This window comes from Psychroserpens burtonensis DSM 12212, assembly GCF_000425305.1.
Taxonomy (GTDB): domain Bacteria; phylum Bacteroidota; class Bacteroidia; order Flavobacteriales; family Flavobacteriaceae; genus Psychroserpens; species Psychroserpens burtonensis.
Genome location: NZ_AUDE01000017.1, coordinates 82,912 through 103,221 on the forward strand (window position 1 = coordinate 82,912; position 20,310 = coordinate 103,221).

At 32.9% G+C, this 20,310-nt stretch carries 18 protein-coding genes; 12 read left to right on the plus strand and 6 right to left on the minus strand.

Going from position 1 to position 20,310, the window contains the following annotated elements; genetic code table 11:
- Positions 1-7: 7 nt before the first annotated feature.
- The 4 genes from kbl to H593_RS0107860 all read left to right on the plus strand — a co-directional run bounded on the left by kbl (position 8) and on the right by H593_RS0107860 (position 6,356).
- On the plus strand, positions 8-1,201 hold the full coding sequence (gene kbl, locus H593_RS0107845; RefSeq protein WP_028871947.1) for a glycine C-acetyltransferase: 1,194 nt from the start codon (positions 8-10) through the stop codon (positions 1,199-1,201).
- Between the two features lie 124 nt (positions 1,202-1,325).
- Positions 1,326-2,687, plus strand: a complete 1,362-nt coding sequence (locus tag H593_RS0107850) for an OmpA family protein (protein ID WP_028871948.1) — start codon at positions 1,326-1,328, stop codon at positions 2,685-2,687.
- A gap of 70 nt (positions 2,688-2,757) precedes the next feature.
- Positions 2,758-5,517: a PD-(D/E)XK nuclease family protein gene (locus tag H593_RS0107855; protein WP_028871949.1), complete on the plus strand. Its 2,760-nt coding sequence runs from the start codon at positions 2,758-2,760 to the stop codon at positions 5,515-5,517.
- Positions 5,514-6,356, plus strand: coding sequence for an alpha/beta hydrolase family protein (locus tag H593_RS0107860; RefSeq protein WP_028871950.1), 843 nt, complete (start codon positions 5,514-5,516; stop codon positions 6,354-6,356). The genes H593_RS0107855 and H593_RS0107860 overlap by 4 nt, the downstream gene beginning before the upstream one ends.
- A gap of 33 nt (positions 6,357-6,389) precedes the next feature.
- Here H593_RS0107860 and H593_RS0107865 read toward each other — a convergent pair whose 3' ends face one another.
- Entirely contained in the window at positions 6,390-7,187 is a 798-nt protein-coding gene (locus H593_RS0107865) for a universal stress protein (protein WP_028871951.1), read from the minus strand.
- Between the two features lie 57 nt (positions 7,188-7,244).
- Here H593_RS0107865 and H593_RS0107870 point away from each other — a divergent pair, with 57 nt between their 5' ends.
- Together H593_RS0107870 and H593_RS0107875 are read left to right on the plus strand one after the other, a co-directional pair.
- Positions 7,245-7,745, plus strand: coding sequence for a GNAT family N-acetyltransferase (locus H593_RS0107870; RefSeq protein WP_028871952.1), 501 nt, complete (start codon positions 7,245-7,247; stop codon positions 7,743-7,745).
- Positions 7,742-9,076 carry an MATE family efflux transporter gene (locus tag H593_RS0107875; RefSeq protein ID WP_028871953.1) on the plus strand — a complete coding sequence of 445 codons (1,335 nt, stop codon included), beginning with the start codon at positions 7,742-7,744 and terminating at the stop codon, positions 9,074-9,076. Before H593_RS0107870 ends, H593_RS0107875 begins: the two co-directional genes overlap by 4 nt.
- A 284-nt stretch (positions 9,077-9,360) precedes the next feature.
- Here H593_RS0107875 and H593_RS0107880 read toward each other — a convergent pair whose 3' ends face one another.
- Entirely contained in the window at positions 9,361-10,017 is a 657-nt protein-coding gene (locus tag H593_RS0107880; protein WP_028871954.1) for a 2OG-Fe(II) oxygenase, read from the minus strand.
- A gap of 111 nt (positions 10,018-10,128) precedes the next feature.
- Between H593_RS0107880 and H593_RS0107885 the strand changes: the two genes are divergently transcribed.
- Positions 10,129-10,578, plus strand: coding sequence for a 6-pyruvoyl trahydropterin synthase family protein (locus tag H593_RS0107885; RefSeq protein WP_028871955.1), 450 nt, complete (start codon positions 10,129-10,131; stop codon positions 10,576-10,578).
- Between the two features lie 88 nt (positions 10,579-10,666).
- Positions 10,667-11,422 (plus strand): UDP-2,3-diacylglucosamine diphosphatase, encoded by a 756-nt coding sequence (locus H593_RS0107890; RefSeq protein WP_028871956.1) that lies wholly within the window; start codon positions 10,667-10,669, stop codon positions 11,420-11,422.
- A gap of 18 nt (positions 11,423-11,440) precedes the next feature.
- On the opposite strand, the gene H593_RS0107895 is transcribed toward H593_RS0107890, so the two are convergent.
- The gene (locus tag H593_RS0107895) at positions 11,441-11,803 is read right to left on the minus strand and encodes a helix-turn-helix domain-containing protein (protein ID WP_028871957.1); all 363 of its coding nucleotides are present in this window, start codon (positions 11,801-11,803) and stop codon (positions 11,441-11,443) included.
- A gap of 142 nt (positions 11,804-11,945) precedes the next feature.
- On the opposite strand from H593_RS0107895, the gene H593_RS0107900 reads away from it, so the two are divergent.
- From H593_RS0107900 to H593_RS0107910, 3 genes are all read left to right on the plus strand, one after another.
- Positions 11,946-12,239 carry a hypothetical protein gene (locus H593_RS0107900; RefSeq protein WP_028871958.1) on the plus strand — a complete coding sequence of 98 codons (294 nt, stop codon included), beginning with the start codon at positions 11,946-11,948 and terminating at the stop codon, positions 12,237-12,239.
- Positions 12,240-12,312: 73 nt separating this feature from the next.
- Positions 12,313-13,137 (plus strand): GLPGLI family protein, encoded by an 825-nt coding sequence (locus H593_RS19960; RefSeq protein ID WP_028871959.1) that lies wholly within the window; start codon positions 12,313-12,315, stop codon positions 13,135-13,137.
- An 11-nt stretch (positions 13,138-13,148) separates the two neighbouring features.
- Positions 13,149-15,830 (plus strand): peptidase associated domain and porin domain-containing protein, encoded by a 2,682-nt coding sequence (locus tag H593_RS0107910; RefSeq protein WP_028871960.1) that lies wholly within the window; start codon positions 13,149-13,151, stop codon positions 15,828-15,830.
- Between the two features lie 8 nt (positions 15,831-15,838).
- Here the strand turns inward: H593_RS0107910 and H593_RS0107915 are convergent, their stop codons facing one another.
- From H593_RS0107915 to H593_RS0107925, 3 genes are all read right to left on the minus strand, one after another.
- Complete coding sequence (locus H593_RS0107915; RefSeq protein WP_028871961.1) at positions 15,839-17,110, minus strand: MFS transporter; 1,272 nt, start codon at positions 17,108-17,110, stop codon at positions 15,839-15,841.
- 143 nt (positions 17,111-17,253) lie between these two features.
- Complete coding sequence (recJ, locus tag H593_RS0107920) at positions 17,254-18,939, minus strand: single-stranded-DNA-specific exonuclease RecJ (protein WP_028871962.1); 1,686 nt, start codon at positions 18,937-18,939, stop codon at positions 17,254-17,256.
- A gap of 66 nt (positions 18,940-19,005) precedes the next feature.
- Positions 19,006-19,425, minus strand: coding sequence for an OsmC family protein (locus H593_RS0107925; RefSeq protein WP_028871963.1), 420 nt, complete (start codon positions 19,423-19,425; stop codon positions 19,006-19,008).
- A 166-nt stretch (positions 19,426-19,591) separates the two neighbouring features.
- Here H593_RS0107925 and H593_RS0107930 point away from each other — a divergent pair, with 166 nt between their 5' ends.
- A complete protein-coding gene (locus tag H593_RS0107930) occupies positions 19,592-20,194 on the plus strand; it encodes a carboxymuconolactone decarboxylase family protein (RefSeq protein ID WP_028871964.1) in 603 nt (200 codons plus the stop codon).
- Positions 20,195-20,310: the final 116 nt, after the last annotated feature.

The window sequence follows — 20,310 nt, forward strand, 5'->3', positions numbered from 1 at the left end:
ATTAACTATGTACGGAAAAATCCAACAGCACTTAGAAAACGAGATAGAATCTATAAAAAATGACGGTCTATTTAAAGAAGAGCGAATAATTACGTCTCCTCAAGGTGCAGAGATAAGTTTGTCTACAGGACAAACAGTTTTAAACTTTTGCTCAAACAATTACCTAGGCTTATCTTCTCACCCAGAAGTTATTCAAGCAGCCAAAGATGCTATGGATACACATGGGTTTGGAATGTCATCTGTTCGTTTTATCTGCGGAACACAAGATATCCATAAAGAACTAGAACAAAAAATTGCAGATTTCTACGGAACGGAAGACACCATATTATATGCCGCAGCTTTTGATGCTAATGGAGGCGTTTTTGAACCTTTATTAGGAAAGGAAGATGCCATAATCTCAGATTCTTTAAATCATGCATCAATTATTGATGGTGTACGCTTATGTAAAGCAGCTCGTTATCGCTATGCTAATAATAACATGCAAGATTTAGAGCAGCAACTTATAGCTGCTAATGACAATGGTGCAAGATTTAAGATTATTGTAACCGATGGTGTATTTTCTATGGATGGATCACTTGCGCCATTAGATGATATATGTGACTTAGCCGATAAGTACGATGCACTCGTCATGATAGATGAATGTCACGCTACAGGTTTTATAGGAAAGACAGGTCGAGGTACCCTTGAAGAAAAAGGTGTTTTAGGTCGTATTGATATCATTACTGGTACTCTTGGTAAAGCAATGGGTGGCGCAATGGGTGGCTACACAACTGCTAAAAAAGAAGTTATTGAAGTCTTACGTCAAAGATCTAGACCTTATTTATTTTCAAATTCGTTAGCCCCTGCTCTTGTAGGTGCTTCCATAAAAGTTTTTGAAATGCTTGCTAATGATACCTCCTTAAGAGATATCTTAGAAAGCAACACAAACTATTTCAAAAAAGGACTGATGGCTGCTGGTTTTGATATTATAGACGGTGATTCTGCTATTGTACCTGTTATGTTATATGACGCAAAACTGTCTCAAACTATGGCTAAAATGTTATTGGAAGAAGGAATATATGTTATTGGTTTCTTTTTTCCTGTTGTACCGAGAGATAAAGCGAGAATACGAGTACAGCTATCTGCTGCACATACAACATCTCATTTAGACAAGGCAATTACAGCATTTATTAAAGTAGGGAAAGCACTAAAGGTTATTTAAAATTATTCCAAACTCCCTATTTTTAGTGCTAATAATCAATATTTTTATATATTTGTCTTTGTTAATAAAGTTTAACAACTTACTTTTGTGATTAATTAACACTTAAAATTAAATTATTTTGAATATGAAAAATCTTAGCAGATTATTTTTTGTTTTGTTGCTAGTACTTAGCTTCAATGCAAATGCACAAGATAGTAACAACCCTTGGAAGTTTACTCTTGGTGCTAATGCAGTTGATCTTTATCCTGTCGGAGAAGATGCTCCTCGTGGTGAGTTATTTGATGAATTCTTCAATGCTACAGATCACTGGAATATGTTACCTTCATTGTCATCTCTTTCTGTATCGAGATACATAGAAAGTGGGTTTACATTTACTGCAGCAGGATCTATCAACGAAATTAGCAAGATTGGAGATTCTAGCGCTGATGATTTATCTTACTACGCTTTAGATGGTAATGTTTCTTACAGTTTCCAAGATGCTATCAAGAAAAATGGCTGGCTAGATCCTTATTTAGGAGTTGGTGGTGGTTACACTTGGATTGATGATATTGGTGCTGGTACTTTAAATGGTACGTTCGGTATTAATTTCTGGTTTTCTGACAACATAGGTCTTACGGCTCAAACTTCATACAAACATGCTTTTGAAGATTATCTTCCTACGCACTGGCAACATACACTTGGTGTAGCTATCAAATTTGGTGGTAAAGATACAGATGGTGATGGAATATATGACAAAAATGATGCTTGTCCAGATGTTCCTGGTTTAGAAGCTTTCAACGGTTGTCCTGATTCTGATAACGATGGCATCGAAGATTCTAAAGATGATTGTCCTAACGAAGCTGGTTTAGCTGAGTTTAATGGTTGTCCTGATGGAGATAGTGACGGTATTGCTGATAAAGATGATGCTTGTCCTACTGTAGCTGGTTTAAAAGCTTTAGCTGGATGTCCTGATGCTGACGCTGATGGGGTAGCTGATAAAGATGATTCATGTCCTAACGAAAAAGGTCCTTCTGCTAACAAAGGATGTCCTTGGCCTGATACAGATGGTGATGGAATCTTAGACAAAGATGATAAATGTCCTAACGAAGCTGGTACTGTTGCTAACAATGGTTGTCCAGAAGTTAAGCCTACTCCAGAAGTAGTAAAGGCACTAAATACATATGCAAGATCTATTTTGTTTGATACGGGTAAAGCTTCTTTCCAAAAAGAAACTGATAACGTGTTACAAGCTATGGTTGTAATCTTTAAAGAATATCCTCAAGCAGATTTCGCAATAGAAGGTCATACTGATAGTGTAGGTTCTAAATCTACTAATCAAGCTTTATCTGGTAGAAGAGCAAATGCTGTTAGAGATTATTTAATCGCTAACGGAATTAGCGCAGCAAGATTAACTGCAAATGGTTTCGGTGAAGAATTCCCTATCGCTTCTAACAAAACTAGAAACGGCAGAAAAGAAAACAGACGTGTTGAAGTAAAACTTAAATAAGTTTCACATTCACAACATAAATAAATAAAAAAAACGCTCCGATATTCGGAGCGTTTTTTATTTTTATACTATGAGAACATTCATAGATGACGTAATTACAGATTTAATAGAAAGAGAACATGATCTATCTCAATTAACATTTGTATTGCCTAGCAAACGTGCTGGCACATTTTTAAAACAGGCTATTTCCAAGCATATTAAAAAGACTATATTTTCTCCTAAAATAGTCTCTATTGAAGAATTTGTTAAGACGCTTTCAGGTTATCAATATGCGACCAATGCTGAGTTGCTTTTTGAATTCTACGATGTTTATACTAAATGCACACCTAAAGAACATATAGAATCTTTTGATAAGTTTTCTAAATGGGCGCAAATACTACTCCAAGACTTCAATGAATTAGATCGTTATTTAATTGAATCCAATAAAGTATTTGATTATTTGACAGCCATAAAAGAAATTGAAAATTACCATTGGTCACTAGAAGAAGAACCTACACAATACATAAAAAATTATCTTCAGTTCTGGAATCGCTTAAAAAACTACTACGCTAATTTTCAAAAACAGCTTCGCGATAAGAGAAAAGGATATCAAGGTTTAATATATAAGGAAGCCGTTAATAATATTAAACACTACATCACCTTAAATAAGAATGAAACATTTGTTTTTGTTGGTTTTAATGCACTCAATAAAGCAGAGGAGATTATCATACAGGCCTTATTAGAACAAGATCTCGCGCTTATATATTGGGATATAGATGAAACCTTTATTGAAAACCCCGTTCATGACGCAGGCTTGTTTACAAGGGCTCATAAAAAGGACTGGTCTTATTTTAATACCCACGAATTTAATTGGATTACAAAACATTATTCCAAAGAAAAAAACATTAAAATTATTGGTGCTCCCAAAAATATAAGTCAAATCAAATATGTAGGAGAACTTTTAGAAAAGATTCATGATGAAAAACAAAACCTCCAAGATACCGCAGTTATACTAGGGGATGAAACCTTACTTATACCGTTACTTAACTCTATTCCTACATCTATAAAAACAATTAATATTACAATGGGGTTACCGCTAAAAGTAATTCCGTTAGCCTCTTTATTTGAAAGCCTGTTTACTCTTCACAAATCACCTACTCAAAATCTATATTATAAAGATATTATCAATTTATTATCCAATTCGTTTGTGAAGCCTTTATTTGAAAATCAAACATCTAATGGAGCAGAAGACTTAATTAACCATATTCAACTCAACAATAAAGTCTATCTGAGCATCGAGAGCATTAAAGAGGTAATAAGCGACCACAATGACCTTATTGACATACTTTTTAGTAATTGGCAAGACCAGCCTGAAAAAGCTCTAAAAAACTGCTCTCATCTGATCCATGAGATTAAAATAAATTTAGAACAAAACAAAACCGATAATCTTTTACCTCTAGAATATTTATTTCGTTTCAATCAGATATTTAATACGCTTGACACACTAAATAAGTCATTCTCTCATATTGGATCCATTGCAACATTATTTAGCCTGTATAGAGAAGTTATAAAGGGAGAAACACTAGACTTTAAAGGAGAACCACTCAAAGGATTACAAATTATGGGTATGCTAGAATCTAGAGTACTGGATTTCGAAACCGTAATAATAACCTCTGTAAATGAAGGTGTTTTACCAGCAGGAAAAAGTAATAATTCGTTTATTCCTTTTGATGTGAAAATCGAAAACAAGTTACCTACGTACAAAGAAAAAGATGCCGTATACACCTATCATTTCTATCGATTACTACAACGTGCCAAAAACGTCTATATACTTTATAATACAGAACCAGACGTACTTAATGGCGGTGAAAAAAGCAGGTTTATAACACAGCTTGAAATAGAAAAGAAACATGATATAACACATCATGTGGTTTCTGCTCACGTCCCTTCGATTGAAAAAAAATTAAAACAAGTACAAAAGACCTTAACAGTTATTGATAAACTCAACAAGGTCGCTTTAAACGGTTTTTCACCATCTTCTTTAACGAGCTACATGAGAAACCCAATAGATTTTTATTATGAAAAAGTCCTAGGGATTAAAAGGTATGAAGAAGTAGAAGAAAGTGTTGCTTTCAATACCTTGGGAACAGTAATACACAATACATTAGAAGACTTCTACAAACCGCTAGTTGGCCAGATTCTTAAGACGGATCACATTAAACAAATGAAATCAAAAATAAATACTACTGTTGCATATCACTTTAAAGAAGAGTTTAAAGAAGGGGATATTACTAGTGGCAAAAATCTTATCATATTTGAAATTTCAAAACGGTATATATCAAATTTTTTAGACATTGAAATGGACGATATTAAAAAAGGAAATACGATAAAAATAATAGCAATTGAAACTAATAATAAGATACCAATCTATATCGAAGACCTTTCAAAAACGGTGAATCTAACAGGAAAAGTAGATCGTGTTGATGAATATAATGGTACCACTAGAATAATAGATTATAAAACAGGAAAAGTAGAACCAGGAAAAATACAAATTGTAGACTGGGAAGAGATCACAACAGATTATGAAAAATACAGTAAAAGCTTTCAAGTGCTTATGTATGCCTATATGATGCATAAGGATAATAAGATAAAACTACCTGTTGAAGCAGGCATAATCTCCTTCAAAAGTTTAAATTCTGGAGTATTAAAATTTGCTAAAAAACCACCAAATAGCAGAGCAAATGATTATTCTATTACTACAGAAACGTTAGATTCATTTGAAGTTGAGCTCAAAAAACTAATTACAGAAATCTATAATCAGGACATAAATTTTATAGAAAAAGAAGTATGATTTTCAAAAATAAAATTTTATATAGAACTGAAAAAAAACCGATCGTTTGGGATGCTTTTTTCAATTCAAACGGAAAACGAAAACCGATCGTTATTTTTTGTCATGGATACAAAGGTTTTAAAGATTGGGGAAGCTGGAATTTGGTTGCAAAACGTTTTAGTAAAGACCAGTTGTTTTTTGTTAAGTTCAATTTCTCTCATAATGGTGGCACTACAGAAAATCCAATAGATTTTCCAGACCTAGAAGCCTTTGCTGAAAATAACTACAGCAAAGAAATTGAAGATTTAGACGCCCTATTAAACCACCTACTTTCTCAAGAATTTGAATATAAAAATGAAATCGACATAACAGATATCACTTTAATTGGACACTCTAGAGGTGGCGGCATTTCAATCATTAAAACACGTGAAGACAAGCGCATTACTAAACTTATAACCTGGGCTAGTATCTGCGATTTCGGCAAAAGGACAGTTACAATTAGTGACTTAGAACAATGGCGAGAAGAGGGTGTGAAATATGTGTTAAACGGGAGAACCAAACAGCAAATGCCTCATAATTTTCAATTTTATGAGGATTTTAGAGCCAATGAACAACGCTTACATATTGAAACCGCTATAAAACAGATTGACACTTCTATTTTAATTATTCATTCAAAAAACGACCCTTCAGTACCATTCGAAGAAGCCACAACATTACACTCTTGGAATAGTAAAAGCAAACTATTAGTCATTGATAATTCTAACCATGTCTTCGATGCCAGTCATCCTTGGGAGCATAAAATTCTACCTCCAGCATTAAAAACTGTAGCCGAAAAAAGTATAGCTTTTATAAAAAACTAATCCATTTTAAACAAAATCTCAATATTTTGGTAATTATTTGACTCCGCTTAAGACCAAAACTGGCAAGCTAGAACTATGAAAGTCTTTCTTTAAAATCGTATTGCTTTCCCATAATTTCGTGAAAAAACCACGTTTACGTCTCACAACACATAATAAATCTGGTTTATTAGCTTGATGATGTTCTAACACACCTTGAAAAGTAGTTGCATTTTCAGAATAGGTGGTTTTTGTAATCATAGAAGCTAAATCCTCATTAACATTAAAATCACCCTCATTATAAAACGTTGTTTTCACTAATAATAAATTAAGAATAGATTTAAATTGATTCTTAATGTCTTTTAAAGGTTGTAACGCTTCTTGTTTTTTAATTACTGCAGATTTTAAAGCAATTAAAATATAAATAATAGGTCTATATGTATAACCTTCTGGTACAATTAAAGCAGGAATATTAGTTTGCTTTACTATTTTTCCTGAGGTTTTTCCTAAATACACTTCATCCTGAATAGAATTAGTTCTAGGCTCTAATAAAATTAAATCGATGTCCAAAGCTTTACAAGCTAACTCAAGAGTATCTATTAATTTTCCTTTAAAAGTTTTTACAACAACCTCAACACCTTTAGTGTCTATTTTAGCGACATGACTATTTAAGAAGGATAAACTTTCACGCTCCAAAATATGATCTACCTTAATCATTGTACCTGCTTTTGTATACACATTATAGATTTGTACAACATACACTTTAGCCCCAAAAACTCGAGCAAAATCTATTGCATATTGCAAATGACTTTCTGCATTTTTAGAGGATCCAACGGGAACAAGAATAGACTTCATAATCAAATATTTTAAAAGTAACTTTGTGCTACTATCCGCCAAAGGTAATTATTAAAAATGATACGTAAAGCAACAGCAACAGATATTGATGCTATTCTAGACATTACTAAAGCCTGTGCAAAGCATATGATAACGCATAATATTTTTCAATGGAATGACCATTACCCAAACCGAGAAGCGTTTGAAAACGATGTTGATAGACAGGAATTATATGTGCTTGAGATCAAAAATAGTATTGTGGGTTGTATTGTAATCTCAATAAATATGGATAAAGAATACAAACCGATTAAATGGCTAACATCCAATACGAGTCATAGTTATATTCACCGATTAGCAATCCATCCTGAACATCAAGGAAAAGGTTTTGCGCAAAAGCTCATGGATTATGCAGAGCAGCATACAAGGAAAAATAAATATGCGTCAATAAGATTAGACACCTTTTCGCAAAATCAAAGAAATCAGAAGTTTTACGAACTTCGCGGTTATCAAAAATTAGGAAATATCTATTTCCAAAAACAAAGTAAGCATCCTTTTTATTGTTACGAACTCGTATTTTGAAGACAGATATCACCTTAAAAAATATTAATAAATTAGCTGTTCCTGCTTTAATTGCGGGAGTGGCCGAGCCTATATTATCTTTAACTGATACCGCAATTATTGGTAATATAGATTACAATGCTGCCGAATCTCTAGCAGCTGTTGGCATCGTAGGTACATTTATTTCTATGCTTATTTGGGTATTAGGACAAACACGAAGTGCCATTTCATCCATAGTCTCTCAACATGTTGGTGCAAACAAATTAGAACACGTTAAAAATCTTCCTGCACAGGCAATTTTTATAATTACGTCCATAAGTATTCTGATTATTGTAACCACTTTGCCTTTTTCTTCGGAAATTTTCAAACTCTACAGTGCGTCTGGTACCATTCTAAATTATAGCGTTGAATACTATAATATTCGTGTTTTCGGTTTTCCCTTTACGCTCTTCACATTTGCAATTTTTGGAACATTTAGAGGTCTTCAAAACACCTACTACCCCATGATTATAGCAATTATTGGGACGATTGTAAATGTTGTTTTAGACTTTGCATTTGTCTACGGAGTTCACGGAATTATCGACCCAATGCACATTAAAGGTGCTGGGTATGCGAGTGTAATCGCACAAATAATAATGGCCATTTGCTCTGCCTATTATTTACTCAAAAAGACACCTATCTCATTGCGCATTACATTTCCTTTTAATAAAGAAATAAAGACGTTTAGCATCATGATTATCAATCTCTTTGTTCGCACATTAGCACTAAATGCAACACTTTATTTCGCAACCCGTTTTGCAACGTCTTACGGCACAAACTATATTGCTGCTTACACTATAGCCATAAACCTTTGGTTTTTAGGCGCCTTTATTATTGATGGATATGCGAGTGCAGGAAATATTCTTTCAGGAAAATTATTAGGTGAAAAAAATTATAAGAAACTACTAGAGCTTAGTCGACTACTCATTAAATGTGGTATTGGAGTCGGGTTCCTACTCAGTACTCTAGGACTCCTGTTTTATAGTTTTATAGGCCCTATTTTTACTAAAGATCAACTTGTACTAAACGAGTTTTATAATGTATTTTGGATTGTATTAGCCATGCAACCGCTGTGCGCACTCGCTTTTATTTTTGACGGTATGTTTAAAGGTATGGGTAAAATGAAATTTCTAAGAAATTTACTCTTGCTCTCAACTGGACTTGTTTTTATTCCATTATTATTTTTACTAGACAGCTATGGTCTTAAATTACATGCCGTTTTTATAGCATTAACGGTTTGGATTATTGCCAGAGGTTTCCCGCTAATCATAAAATTCAGACAACTATTCTTGTCCCTTTCACAAAAGATGTAACTTTGAGAGAAAAGCAACTTAAATTAAGTTATGATTTTAATAAATCTATTGCAAGATTCAACTGCAAACAATTCTGGATACAATATCGGTTATGTAATTGGCAAATATTTACCTTTTTTAACTCTGGCTGTTATCGCCTACTTTTTGTTCAGATATTTTAAGAATAAATCTAAACAGTAAAACCTATGGATTTCATGTCATTTATAAGTGGAAGCGGACTCTTTCTAATTCTAGGAATCGTACTAGTCATCGTTTATTTCTACAACCGTAATAAAAGACGGTAGTTATCTCGTTTTTAACCAACCCGTGATACTAAATCGCTCGATTTCTACAGGCTTCACTTCGTGTTCAATAATTTGACTTTCAAAAATCACAATCCGTCCAGGAAACGGGTAAATTATCTTTTCAGTTTCCATAGCCTTTTCACCAAGATATAAAACGAGTTCTCCTCCGTTTTCTGGATTCCAATCTTCCGTATTTAAATAGCATACAAAAGATAGTTTACGTCTATCATCATTTTGAAATGTATCAATATGACGCTTGTAAAAAGTACCTTTAGGGTAAAGTGCATAATGAAATTCTTTTTGCAAAATCCCCATAAAACAGGTTTTATTTAAATAAGAGACAAGGTCATTAATTTGATTAAAAAATAAGCTCTCTGCAGTATTGGCAGTCATTTCATCAATCCATAAAATATGATCACCTCTAATAGACTTTAAGATTAACTCATTAACACGGTTGCCTATAGCCGCTTTTCTAAAATGATTTTCCTCATGTTTGTTTAGTAGAGACTGCCGTAAATGTGAGACGATTTCCGAAGAAAAAAAATCATCTATTACACTAAACTTCTTCAATCCGATATCTTGGATTATCTGCTCGTAGACTGGGTTTTCAACAAAAGAAATCTCTTCGAAAAGTTGATTTTGAATGGCTTCAATCATATCCTTCCTTTTTCAAAATTTAAGCTTTCTTAGTTAAAAGCGAGCAAATGTAATCTAAAAACCAATTGCTTTCACAAAATGAATATCTTTGCACCGAAAACATATAATTAAATGAGTAATATTCGCATCACAAAACAGTTTTCTTTTGAAACTGGCCATGCTTTATATGGTTACGACGGAAAATGTAAAAACGTTCATGGACATAGCTACCGTTTAGACGTCACCGTTATTGGACAACCTATTTCAGATAATACTAATGTTAAATTTGGAATGGTCATTGATTTCACTGATCTCAAAAAAATCGTTAAAGAAGAAATTGTAGATGTATTTGACCACGCTACAGTATTTAATAAGAACACACCACACCTAGAATTAGCAAGAGAGCTTCAAAAGAGAGATCATAACGTTCTATTAGTAGACTATCAGCCTACAAGTGAAATGATGGTCATTGATTTTGCCGAAAAGATTAAAAGACGTCTACCAAATAATATCACGTTACATTCTTTAAAACTACAAGAAACAGCAAGCTCTTATGCACAGTGGTTTGCGAGTGATAATTAAAAAAGTCTTCAGTTAACAATCTTCAGTGCACCGTCTAGCTTAGGAAGCGCATTCGTGAATTCGCGGCTATTTTATTTATATTTACAACATGCAAATCCCCAAAGGAAAAAAAATATATTTCTCAAGCGATAATCATTTAGGTGCTCCAACCGATGAGGCATCACTGCCGCGTGAAAAGAAATTTGTAGCTTGGTTAGACGATGTTAAAACAGATGCTGCAGCTATTTTTCTATTAGGTGATCTATTTGATTTCTGGTTTGAATATGGTACAGTAGTTCCAAAAGGATTTGTAAGAACTCTAGGGAAATTGGCTGAAATTAGCGATTCTGGTATCCCAATCTATTTTTTTGTTGGTAACCACGACCTTTGGATGAATGGGTATTTTGAAAAAGAGCTTAATATTCCTGTGTATCACAAACCTAAAGAATTTACCTTCAATGACAAGACGTTTTATATTGCTCATGGTGACGGTTTAGGCCCTTTTGATAAAGGTTACAAACGTATGAAAAAAGTGTTTACAAACCCTATATTTAAGTTTCTCTTCAAATGGCTACATCCTGATATTGGGATGAAAGTTGCACAATATTTATCTGTAAAAAACAAGCTCATTTCTGGAGAGCATGACGCTACATTTTTAGGAGAAGATAAAGAATGGCTTATTCAATTTAGTAAGTCAGAACTGGAGAAAAAACATAGTGACTTTTTTGTTTATGGTCATCGACATTTACCAATGGATCTAGATATTGGACAAGGATCAAAATATGTAAATCTAGGAGACTGGATTACTTATTTTACTTATGGTGTTTTTGATGGTGAGAATTTTGAATTAAAGACTTATAAGTAGTTTTAAACTTTGAGAAAATCACTTTATCATTTTTTCTAATTTTTCAATAAGTATATCCTTATCTCGTAAGCGAGCCTCATAGAGTTGAATGATTTTTTGATGTTGCTCTTTGTTTTCTTCATGAAAACGTTGTAATTGCTGTGAATACCGAATTGAATCCTCTTTGTTAAATTGATTTATGACATTTATTTCTAATAATTCATAAACGTTGACCTCAAATAATTCTGCAAGTCTATACAAACGTTCTACACTGAGTTTAGTTTCTTTTTTCTCTAATTTACTGTATGCTACTTGACTAATATCCAACTCATGTGCGATATATTCATGGCTATATCCTTTCTCTTTCCGAATACGCTTAATATTTTCGATAACACTGTCCATAACTAAATATTATAATTTTATTACCAAAAGTAATCATTTGCTCTAAATAGTTATAGTTATAATGGACATTTACATAGACATTTACATAATTAAAATTTTGCAAAATTTAATAACCGAACAGTAAATTTAAAAATTTAAAATTATGAAAAAAATTGTGTTTTTATTTATGATGTCTTTGACATTTTCGGCTTTCTCAAGTAATGCTATTTCAAACAAATTAGATTTTAAATTTACTAAAATAGATAATAAAACTTTTACTACTATTGAAGATTCTGGATGGGGAGTCACCTGCTACATAACAATTGTGAATCAAGTTACGGGAGAAGAAAGAAAAGTTTTTAGTTCAGGAACTGGAGCAACACCTGGCTTAGCTCTTCTAGATTGCGAAAAAAATGCTAGAGCGAAAGCTAAAAGAGAATTTTTTATTATAGAATAATAGTTTTCGGTAAATAAACATATTAAACAGCTCAGTATTTAAAATTAATATTGAGCTGTTAATTATATAAATTATGAAAAAAAACCTTTTATACTATATATTAATTTCTAGTTTTCATTTTGGAAATTCACAAAACAATGAGGTAAACACCTATACAATTGACTATGTAAAGACGATTAATTTTGAATCTGGAGGATCTTTTTCTGCTAGTCATACATACACTAGATTTATTGAATTGAATAAATCTATATTTAATGTCGTAACTAATCCAAAGGAGGTAAAATCATCAGAGGAAAATCAAAATTCACTAGTTGAAAGTGATGATGATGATACTGTTTTTTACTTTAAGCCTACAGGTAAAAATATTAGCTTAGTTTATAAAGATTATCTTAAGCAAGAATTGTTCTCTAAACATGAAGTATCATATAAATATTTTGTCGTTCAAGACACTTTAGACCTTTTTAATTGGGAAATTATAGACACTCAAAAAGACATATTAGGATATAGTTGTCAACTAGCTAAAATGAATTTTAGAGGCAGAGATTATGAAGCATGGTTTGCAACAACACTTCCTACTGGTGGTCCATGGAAATATGACGGATTACCAGGGATGATCTTAGAAATTACATCGGTTGATAATTTTATTTCTTTCAAAGCCACAAGTATAAAAAATGGTTATATTGAATTAAAAAATCTTGAAAATCCGCTTTCAAAAGAAAAAGTATTGACTTGGCAAGAATTTACAGAATTATACAAAATTAAAGCTGTTGAACTAATGAGTTATAGACCTACTGAAAACTCTTTTGGTGTTGAGACTTCAAGAGGAGGTATTGAAACTTACATAACCGAAGATGACGTTGATTATAATAATGCGCTAGAAAAAATGAAAAAGCAATAACAATTATTATTTTGACACTTACACAATCTCTCAAGTTTCTAACGCTATTTAGTTTTTTTGTTCTTAATATTAGCTTGGGTTTCTCACAAACACTTGAAGGTACAGTTTTAGATAGCATAGGAAAACCCTTGAATGCTAAAATATTATTTATAGCTTCTAACCAAAACGATATAGTTAGTGAGTATTGCTTAGCTTTAAATGGTAAATTTTCTTATAAGCTTAAAAAAAACTATAATAATGGTCTTATTTTAAGGGTAACTGCTGCAGGTTATTCTGATTTTGAGACAATTATAACTTCGACAAATAAAGAAGAAACTCTTGTTTATAATATTACTTTAATTAATGAAAAAATTGAACTACTAGATGAAGTCATTGTCAAAAGTAAAACAAAGCCATTCTTAATCAAAAAAGATACTACTGTATTTCGTGTAGACGCTTATAAAGATGGAACCGAACGTAAAGTAGAAGATTTATTAAAAAACATTCCAGGTATTGAGGTAAATGAAACCACTGGTGCAATTAAATACAGAGGAAAATTAATAGAAACCGTAACTCTAGAAGGTGATAATCTTTTTGAGTATAATTATACTATAGGCACTAAAAATATAAATATAGATTTAGTAGATGAAATTGAAGCTATTGAAAACTACTCTGAAAATAAGCTCCTAAAAGGTATTGAAAATAGCGATAAAGTAGCATTAAATCTAAAGCTTAAAAAAAACATAACAGATCTTACTGGCAGCATGGATCTAGGATTAGGCGATAAACCTGATGCAAAAGATACCCCAATTAATACATCTGTTAATCTTTTGGCTATAAATAGTTCACTTAAATCTTTTGCGGTAGGTAGTTACAATACTATTGGTAACAATTTATCACCATTTAATTATTACGGAAATGAAGTTAGTATAGAACAAATTAGAGAAGACAATTTATACGCTCAAAGAGTAATTCCAGAGCTTTCACTTCCTCGAGTAACAAACAATAATTTATCTAATATAAACCATCAATTTTTTGGTAATTTCAATGGTATTTTTGATCTAAATAAGAAATTAAAAGCTAGAGTTAATTTATTTTATGTCAATGATCGAATTAACAGTAATCAGTTCTCAAAAAGCGATATTGAAATAGTTGATGAGCGGTTTACTATTTTCGACGCTGCTATTTTCACGAAAAGTCCTGTACAATATCGTGGTGATTTAGAATTAAAGTTAAATTCATCTAAGTCGTCCTTACTTGAATATAATATAAGTTTTAGAGATGAAATCATCAAAACAGACAGGACTATTTCTTCTAATCAAGCCAATAATTTTAGCTCATTTCTAGACTCAGAAAATGTATTTATTAACCAAAACTTAGAATTCACTAAAAGGTTATCACCTGAAAAAGCTTTACAATTTAATTTAAACTATGTTACCAATGACCTAGGGCAAAATTTTAATATTGAACCTTCTGTATTCAATAATCCTGAGTTTGATGACGATGTTCAGAATACAGATTCCAAAAAGCATAATTTGACTTTCAAAACCCTTTTATTAGGCAAGCATAAAAACAGTAACTACAGTTTGATATTTGGTGGCACGCATAATACCGAAAATTTTAGTTCGGCTTTATTGAGTCAAAACAACTTTCAAACAGTTGCTAATGGTAGTAATTTGAATAATCTGGAATATACATTTAATGACATATTTACGCAAGGTTCTTATACCCGGAGACTAGGGAAATTTATCATTTCTCCAGAATATACTTTTAGAATACTTAATCAATCATTACAATTATTACAAGATAATACATCCCTAAAATCAAGCGATTTCATTTTTGAACCTTCACTGAGGCTCATATATAAAATAGATCAATCATCTGATATAAATTTCACTTCTAGAATTTATCAAGGAACAAATTCTATTCAAAACTTTTACACCAATGGCATATTACTAGATAATAGAATCCTGCGCAACAATATTCCTGATTTAAGATTAAATAAAAGCCAAAATTATAGTTTGACATATCAAAAAAATGATCTTTTTAATCAATTAGAATTATCTCTAGGAACTAATTATGTTAAACAACGTGATGCTTTTTTTACAAACACAGAGATTGATGAATTATCAACTACTATAACAGATTTCTTTTTGCGTGAACGTAATGAAAATTTAAATTTTTTCTTTGATGCCACTAAATTATTACCATGGATTGACACAACTATTAAAGTAACATCTAATTATTCAATAGCTAATTTCAAGAATATTTTAAATAATTCAGAACTAAGAGACATTAAAAGCAATTTTTTTATTAATTCTATATTCTTCAAAACAGCATTTAATTCACCCATAAATTTTCAAAACAAAACCACACATTCCTATCAAGAAAATAGAAGTGAAAATTTATTTATAAATCAATCCATAGAAAATGAATTTAAATTGGTTTTCAAACCTAACAAAGAATTAGTAGTAAGTTTGAATTACAATTATATAGTTCCTAACCTTGATACGTATTCAAATAATTTTTCATTTTTAGAATCTACTATTTCATATAAACCAAAAGATAAAAATTGGCAAATGAACATCAATGGCGTTAATTTGCTAAATGAAAAAGTTTTTGAACAAATTAACACTACTGATAACTCGACAAACATACAACGAGTTGATTTGCTCAATAGGTACATTCTATTAAATTTTAGCTATAGTTTTTAAATACAAATTTAACCTTCCTCCCGCTCATGCGCCTCAATATCCTTAGTCAAATCTAATTTTCTAAACGTAGGAGATACTAATGCTGTAGTCACAACGGTTATCAACGTCATCGTACCGCCAAAAACAACCGCAGTTGCTGTTCCCATGAGTTTAGCTGTGAGTCCACTTTCAAGTGCACCCAATTCATTAGAAGAGCCTACAAACATAGAATTTACTGATGATACACGACCACGCATGTGGTCTGGTGTTTTAATTTGTAATATCGTTTGCCTAATCACCATTGATACACCATCTGTCACACCACTAAAGAATAGTGCAACCACCGAAATCCAAAATACTGAGGATAATCCAAATACGATAATACAAACGCCAAAACCAAAAATAGCCACCAACAATTTCATACCAGCATTTTTACTTATTGGGATATAAGCAGTCACCAACATCGTTAAAAAAGCACCAACTGAAGGTGCTGCAACTAAAACCCCAAAACCTTGAGGTCCAACTTTTAAAATATCTTGAGCAAAAACTGCTGCGAGTGCTATGGCTCCTCCAAATAAAACGGACACCATATCAAGTGTTAATGCGCCTAAAACAGCTTTGGTCTTAAAAACAAAGGATAAACCTTCAGTTAAACTCGATACTATATTCTCTCCAATTTTTGGATTGAGAATCGGTTTTTTAGGGATTTGAAACAACATAATAAACGAAAACACGACGAGTCCAAAAACGACACATAACGACCAGTGTACACCAATCCAGCTAATTGAAAATCCAGCAAAACCAACACCTAAAACACGTGCCATTTGCCATGTAGAACTATTCCATGTCGCTGCGTTAGGATATATTTTCTTCGGAACAATAAGCGCAACTAATGAAAATATAGTGGGTCCAAAAAATGCTCTTAAAAAACCACCAAAAAACACCAAAGCATAAATGGAGTAGAGAATACTATTTTTAGACCACGCCTCTATAACCGATTGAGACGTCAACCAAAATAATCCGAAACTTATTAAAGAAAAAGCAGCAATACATAACGCTAAAAGATTTCGTTTTTCACGCTGATCTACAATATGACCCGCAAACAAGGCCATAAGAAACGCAGGGGCAAACTCAAAAAGACCTATTAAGCCTAAACTCAAAGGGTCTTTTGTTAACGCATAAACCTGCCACTCGATAACAATAAATTGCATAGACCAACCAAAAATTAAGGCAAAACGCACCAATAAAAATATATTGAATTCTCTGTATCGCAATGCTGCGTATGGGTCTTTTTTTTGCAAAATAATGAGATAACAGACCTTAAAGATTTTAACAATCTGATAGATCTAATTTAGTTTTATGCGCAAATGTAAAATAAGAAGTCCTCTTATTTTAGTTTTTTATTAAATACTAAAATTGTAGTGCTTCTCGGTATAGATTGAATTTATCTTATATCTCGCAACTTCAATTGCAAACTCACATTCCCTTGCCAGTGATTTTCATCAATGGAATATACAGCGTCAAACAATTTTTTATTGGTAATCAAATTACTCTTATCACCTAAGTTAAAACCAATACACACTATTTTTTCTTTGCCTTGGTTCGCAGTTAAACGCAAGTGCTTATCATCCTCACCAACACACTTTCCATACCCTGTATCTTTTAAGTTCTCAGTCATAAAAATGGGTGTCATATTGCCTGGTCCAAAAGGTGCAAACTGACTAATAATACGGTGAAATTTTGGTGTAATATCTTGCAAATCAATCTGCATATCAATTTTAATTTCTGGTTTGAGTAAATTTCTATCAATAGTTTTGGTGACCTCCTCTTCAAAGGCTTGTTTAAAGGCTTCGTAATTTTCTGGATGGAGAGTTAATCCTGCTGCGTATTTATGTCCGCCAAATTGCTCAATATGTTCTGCGCAAGCTTCTAAGGCGTTATACACATCAAAGCCTTCTACTGATCGCGCTGATGCTGCTAATTTATCACCACTTTTTGTAAAAACTAACGTTGGTCTGTAATACGTTTCAATTAATCTAGAAGCAACAATCCCAATCACACCTTTGTGCCAAGTTTCGTTATAAACAACGGTTGTTAATCGGTCTTCTTCCTTATTTTCTTTAATTTGAATTAACGCTTCTTCAGTAATTCGTCTATCGGTTTCTCGTCTATCAAGATTAAATTCGTTGATTTCATGGGCGTACGTTTTGGCCAATTCTTCATCATTCTCTGTCAATAAAGTCACTGCATAATTACCGTGTTTCATGCGACCTGCTGCATTTATTCTTGGAGCCACAATAAATACAACATCAGTAATTGTGAGTACCTTTTTTTCGACCTGTTCAATAATAGCTTTAATTCCTGGTCTTGGTTGTGTATTGATAATTTGTAAACCAAAATAAGCCAATGCGCGATTTTCACCAACAATAGGAACAATATCTGCACCGATTGCAGTCGCTACCAAATCGAGGTATTCGCCTAAATCTTCAACAGTTTTTCCGTCTTTTGAGGCTAAGGCTTGTATGAGTTTGAACCCGACGCCACAACCACAAAGTTCTTTAAATGGATAGTTGCAATCGTCTCGTTTAGGATCTAAAACGGCCACTGCTTTTGGTAATTCCTTGCCTGGTCTATGGTGATCACAGATAATAAAATCTACCCCTTTTTCTAAAGCATAGTTTATTTTGTCAATCGCTTTTACACCACAGTCTAATGCGATTATTAATGAAAACTCATTGTCCTGAGCAAAGTCAATCCCTTTATAAGAAATCCCATAACCTTCATCATAACGATCAGGAATATAAGTCGCAATTCTATCTGATTTTGTTTTTAAATAGGAAGACATTAAAGCAACCGAGGTTGTACCGTCCACGTCATAATCTCCAAATACTAAGATGTTTTCATTGTTGAGCAGCGCTGCTTCAATTCTTGCCACTGCTTTATCCATATCTTTCATAAGAAACGGATCATGCAGCTCATCAAAACTGGGTCTAAAAAAACGCTTCGCTTGTTCGTAAGTATCTATCCCTCTCTGAACAAGTAACACTGCCACAGAGCGATCTACCTGAAGAGCCTTTTGCAGCTCTTCAACGGTTTTAGAATCTGGTTTTGGTTTTAGCGTCCAGCGCATATAACATTTACGATCTAAAGACCTCACAGATTTTAAAACCCTATGAGGTCTCATTAAATAATTTGACTAATTATGATAATGAATGGCTGTTTTTATATCTGCAAACTTTCGGAACATTTCCATCACACCACAATATGTATCTATCGACATATTTACTGCCTTTTCAATTTTTTTCTCGTCTAGCTCATTTCCGTAGAAATGATATTCTACTGAAACTTTATTATAATATATAGGATGCTCGTCTGTGAGTTCTCCATAGGTATCAATTCTAAAATCTGAAAAAGGCACTTTCATTTTCTTAAGAATAGACACCACATCCAATCCAGAACAACCCGCCAAAGATGACAACATCATGGCTTTTGGCGATACACCAGAATTATAACCTCCGTTTTCAGGAGAGGCATCCATAGTGACCAAATTTCCGCTTGGATTATCAGATTCAAACTGTAAGTTTCCTTTCCAATGTGTGACTACTTTATGAGACATTTTTATAAGTTTTAAATTAAGAGTTCTTGAAATATTTAGAGTTAAAGTAATTTATCTGCACCAGAAAGAGGTTACGGTTTTGAAAAATTTTTAACTTTAAATACTTATAACGTTAGACACTTTAAGTACATTTAGAATCAAAAATACCACTTAAAAAATCAAAACTATGGCATTAGTAACTCCTTTATCTGCAGAACACGATCCAGAAACGCAACAATTAGCAGAATTCTTTAATGAGACGCTTGGCTTTTGTCCAAACTCGGTGTTAACTATGCAACGTCGTCCTGCAATTTCAAAAGCATTCATTAACCTCAACAAAGCGGTTATGGCCAATGAAGGTTGCGTAACTTCTGCCTTAAAGCGCATGATTGCTTGGGTTTCCAGTAATGCTGCAGGTTGTCGTTACTGCCAAGCACACGCTATTAGAGCGGCAGAACGTTATGGTGCAGAGCAAGAGCAATTAGATCATATTTGGGAGTATAGAACACACAGTGCCTTTTCTGATGCTGAACGTGCTGCGCTCGATTTTAGTTTGGCTGCTTCTCAAGTGCCAAATGCGGTGAATGCAGATATTAAAAGCCGTTTATATGAACACTGGGATGAAGGTGAAATCGTAGAAATGCTTGGCGTTATTTCTCTCTTTGGCTACCTGAACCGCTGGAATGATTCTATGGGAACAGATATCGAAGACGATGCTGTTGACAGTGGAAATCAATATCTAGGTCAACACGGTTTTGAGGTTGGAAAGCATGATGGTTCTAAGTATTAGCCTGTTATTAGTTTACAGTTGCAGTTTACAGCGGTTTACTGTTGTGCTACATGAGTCGAAATATGATATATAAACAATTAACCTTTTTTTTTCGATGCTTCGGAAATTGGAGGTTT

Excerpts from the sequence above, each read along its gene's own strand:
- H593_RS0107855 (WP_028871949.1), top strand. The coding sequence starts at position 2,758 with ATGAGAACATTCATAGATGACGTAATTACAGATTTAATAGAAAGAGAA.
- H593_RS0107870 (WP_028871952.1), top strand. The coding sequence starts at position 7,245 with ATGATACGTAAAGCAACAGCAACAGATATTGATGCTATTCTAGACATT.
- recJ (WP_028871962.1), bottom strand. The coding sequence starts at position 18,939 with ATGCGCTGGACGCTAAAACCAAAACCAGATTCTAAAACCGTTGAAGAG.
- H593_RS0107860 (WP_028871950.1), top strand. The coding sequence starts at position 5,514 with ATGATTTTCAAAAATAAAATTTTATATAGAACTGAAAAAAAACCGATC.
- kbl (WP_028871947.1), top strand. The coding sequence starts at position 8 with ATGTACGGAAAAATCCAACAGCACTTAGAAAACGAGATAGAATCTATA.
- H593_RS0107925 (WP_028871963.1), bottom strand. The coding sequence starts at position 19,425 with ATGTCTCATAAAGTAGTCACACATTGGAAAGGAAACTTACAGTTTGAA.
- H593_RS0107880 (WP_028871954.1), bottom strand. The coding sequence starts at position 10,017 with ATGATTGAAGCCATTCAAAATCAACTTTTCGAAGAGATTTCTTTTGTT.
- H593_RS0107930 (WP_028871964.1), top strand. The coding sequence starts at position 19,592 with ATGGCATTAGTAACTCCTTTATCTGCAGAACACGATCCAGAAACGCAA.
- H593_RS0107900 (WP_028871958.1), top strand. The coding sequence starts at position 11,946 with ATGAAAAAAATTGTGTTTTTATTTATGATGTCTTTGACATTTTCGGCT.
- H593_RS0107895 (WP_028871957.1), bottom strand. The coding sequence starts at position 11,803 with ATGGACAGTGTTATCGAAAATATTAAGCGTATTCGGAAAGAGAAAGGA.
- H593_RS0107850 (WP_028871948.1), top strand. The coding sequence starts at position 1,326 with ATGAAAAATCTTAGCAGATTATTTTTTGTTTTGTTGCTAGTACTTAGC.
- H593_RS19960 (WP_028871959.1), top strand. The coding sequence starts at position 12,313 with ATGAAAAAAAACCTTTTATACTATATATTAATTTCTAGTTTTCATTTT.
- H593_RS0107885 (WP_028871955.1), top strand. The coding sequence starts at position 10,129 with ATGAGTAATATTCGCATCACAAAACAGTTTTCTTTTGAAACTGGCCAT.
- H593_RS0107865 (WP_028871951.1), bottom strand. The coding sequence starts at position 7,187 with ATGAAGTCTATTCTTGTTCCCGTTGGATCCTCTAAAAATGCAGAAAGT.
- H593_RS0107890 (WP_028871956.1), top strand. The coding sequence starts at position 10,667 with ATGCAAATCCCCAAAGGAAAAAAAATATATTTCTCAAGCGATAATCAT.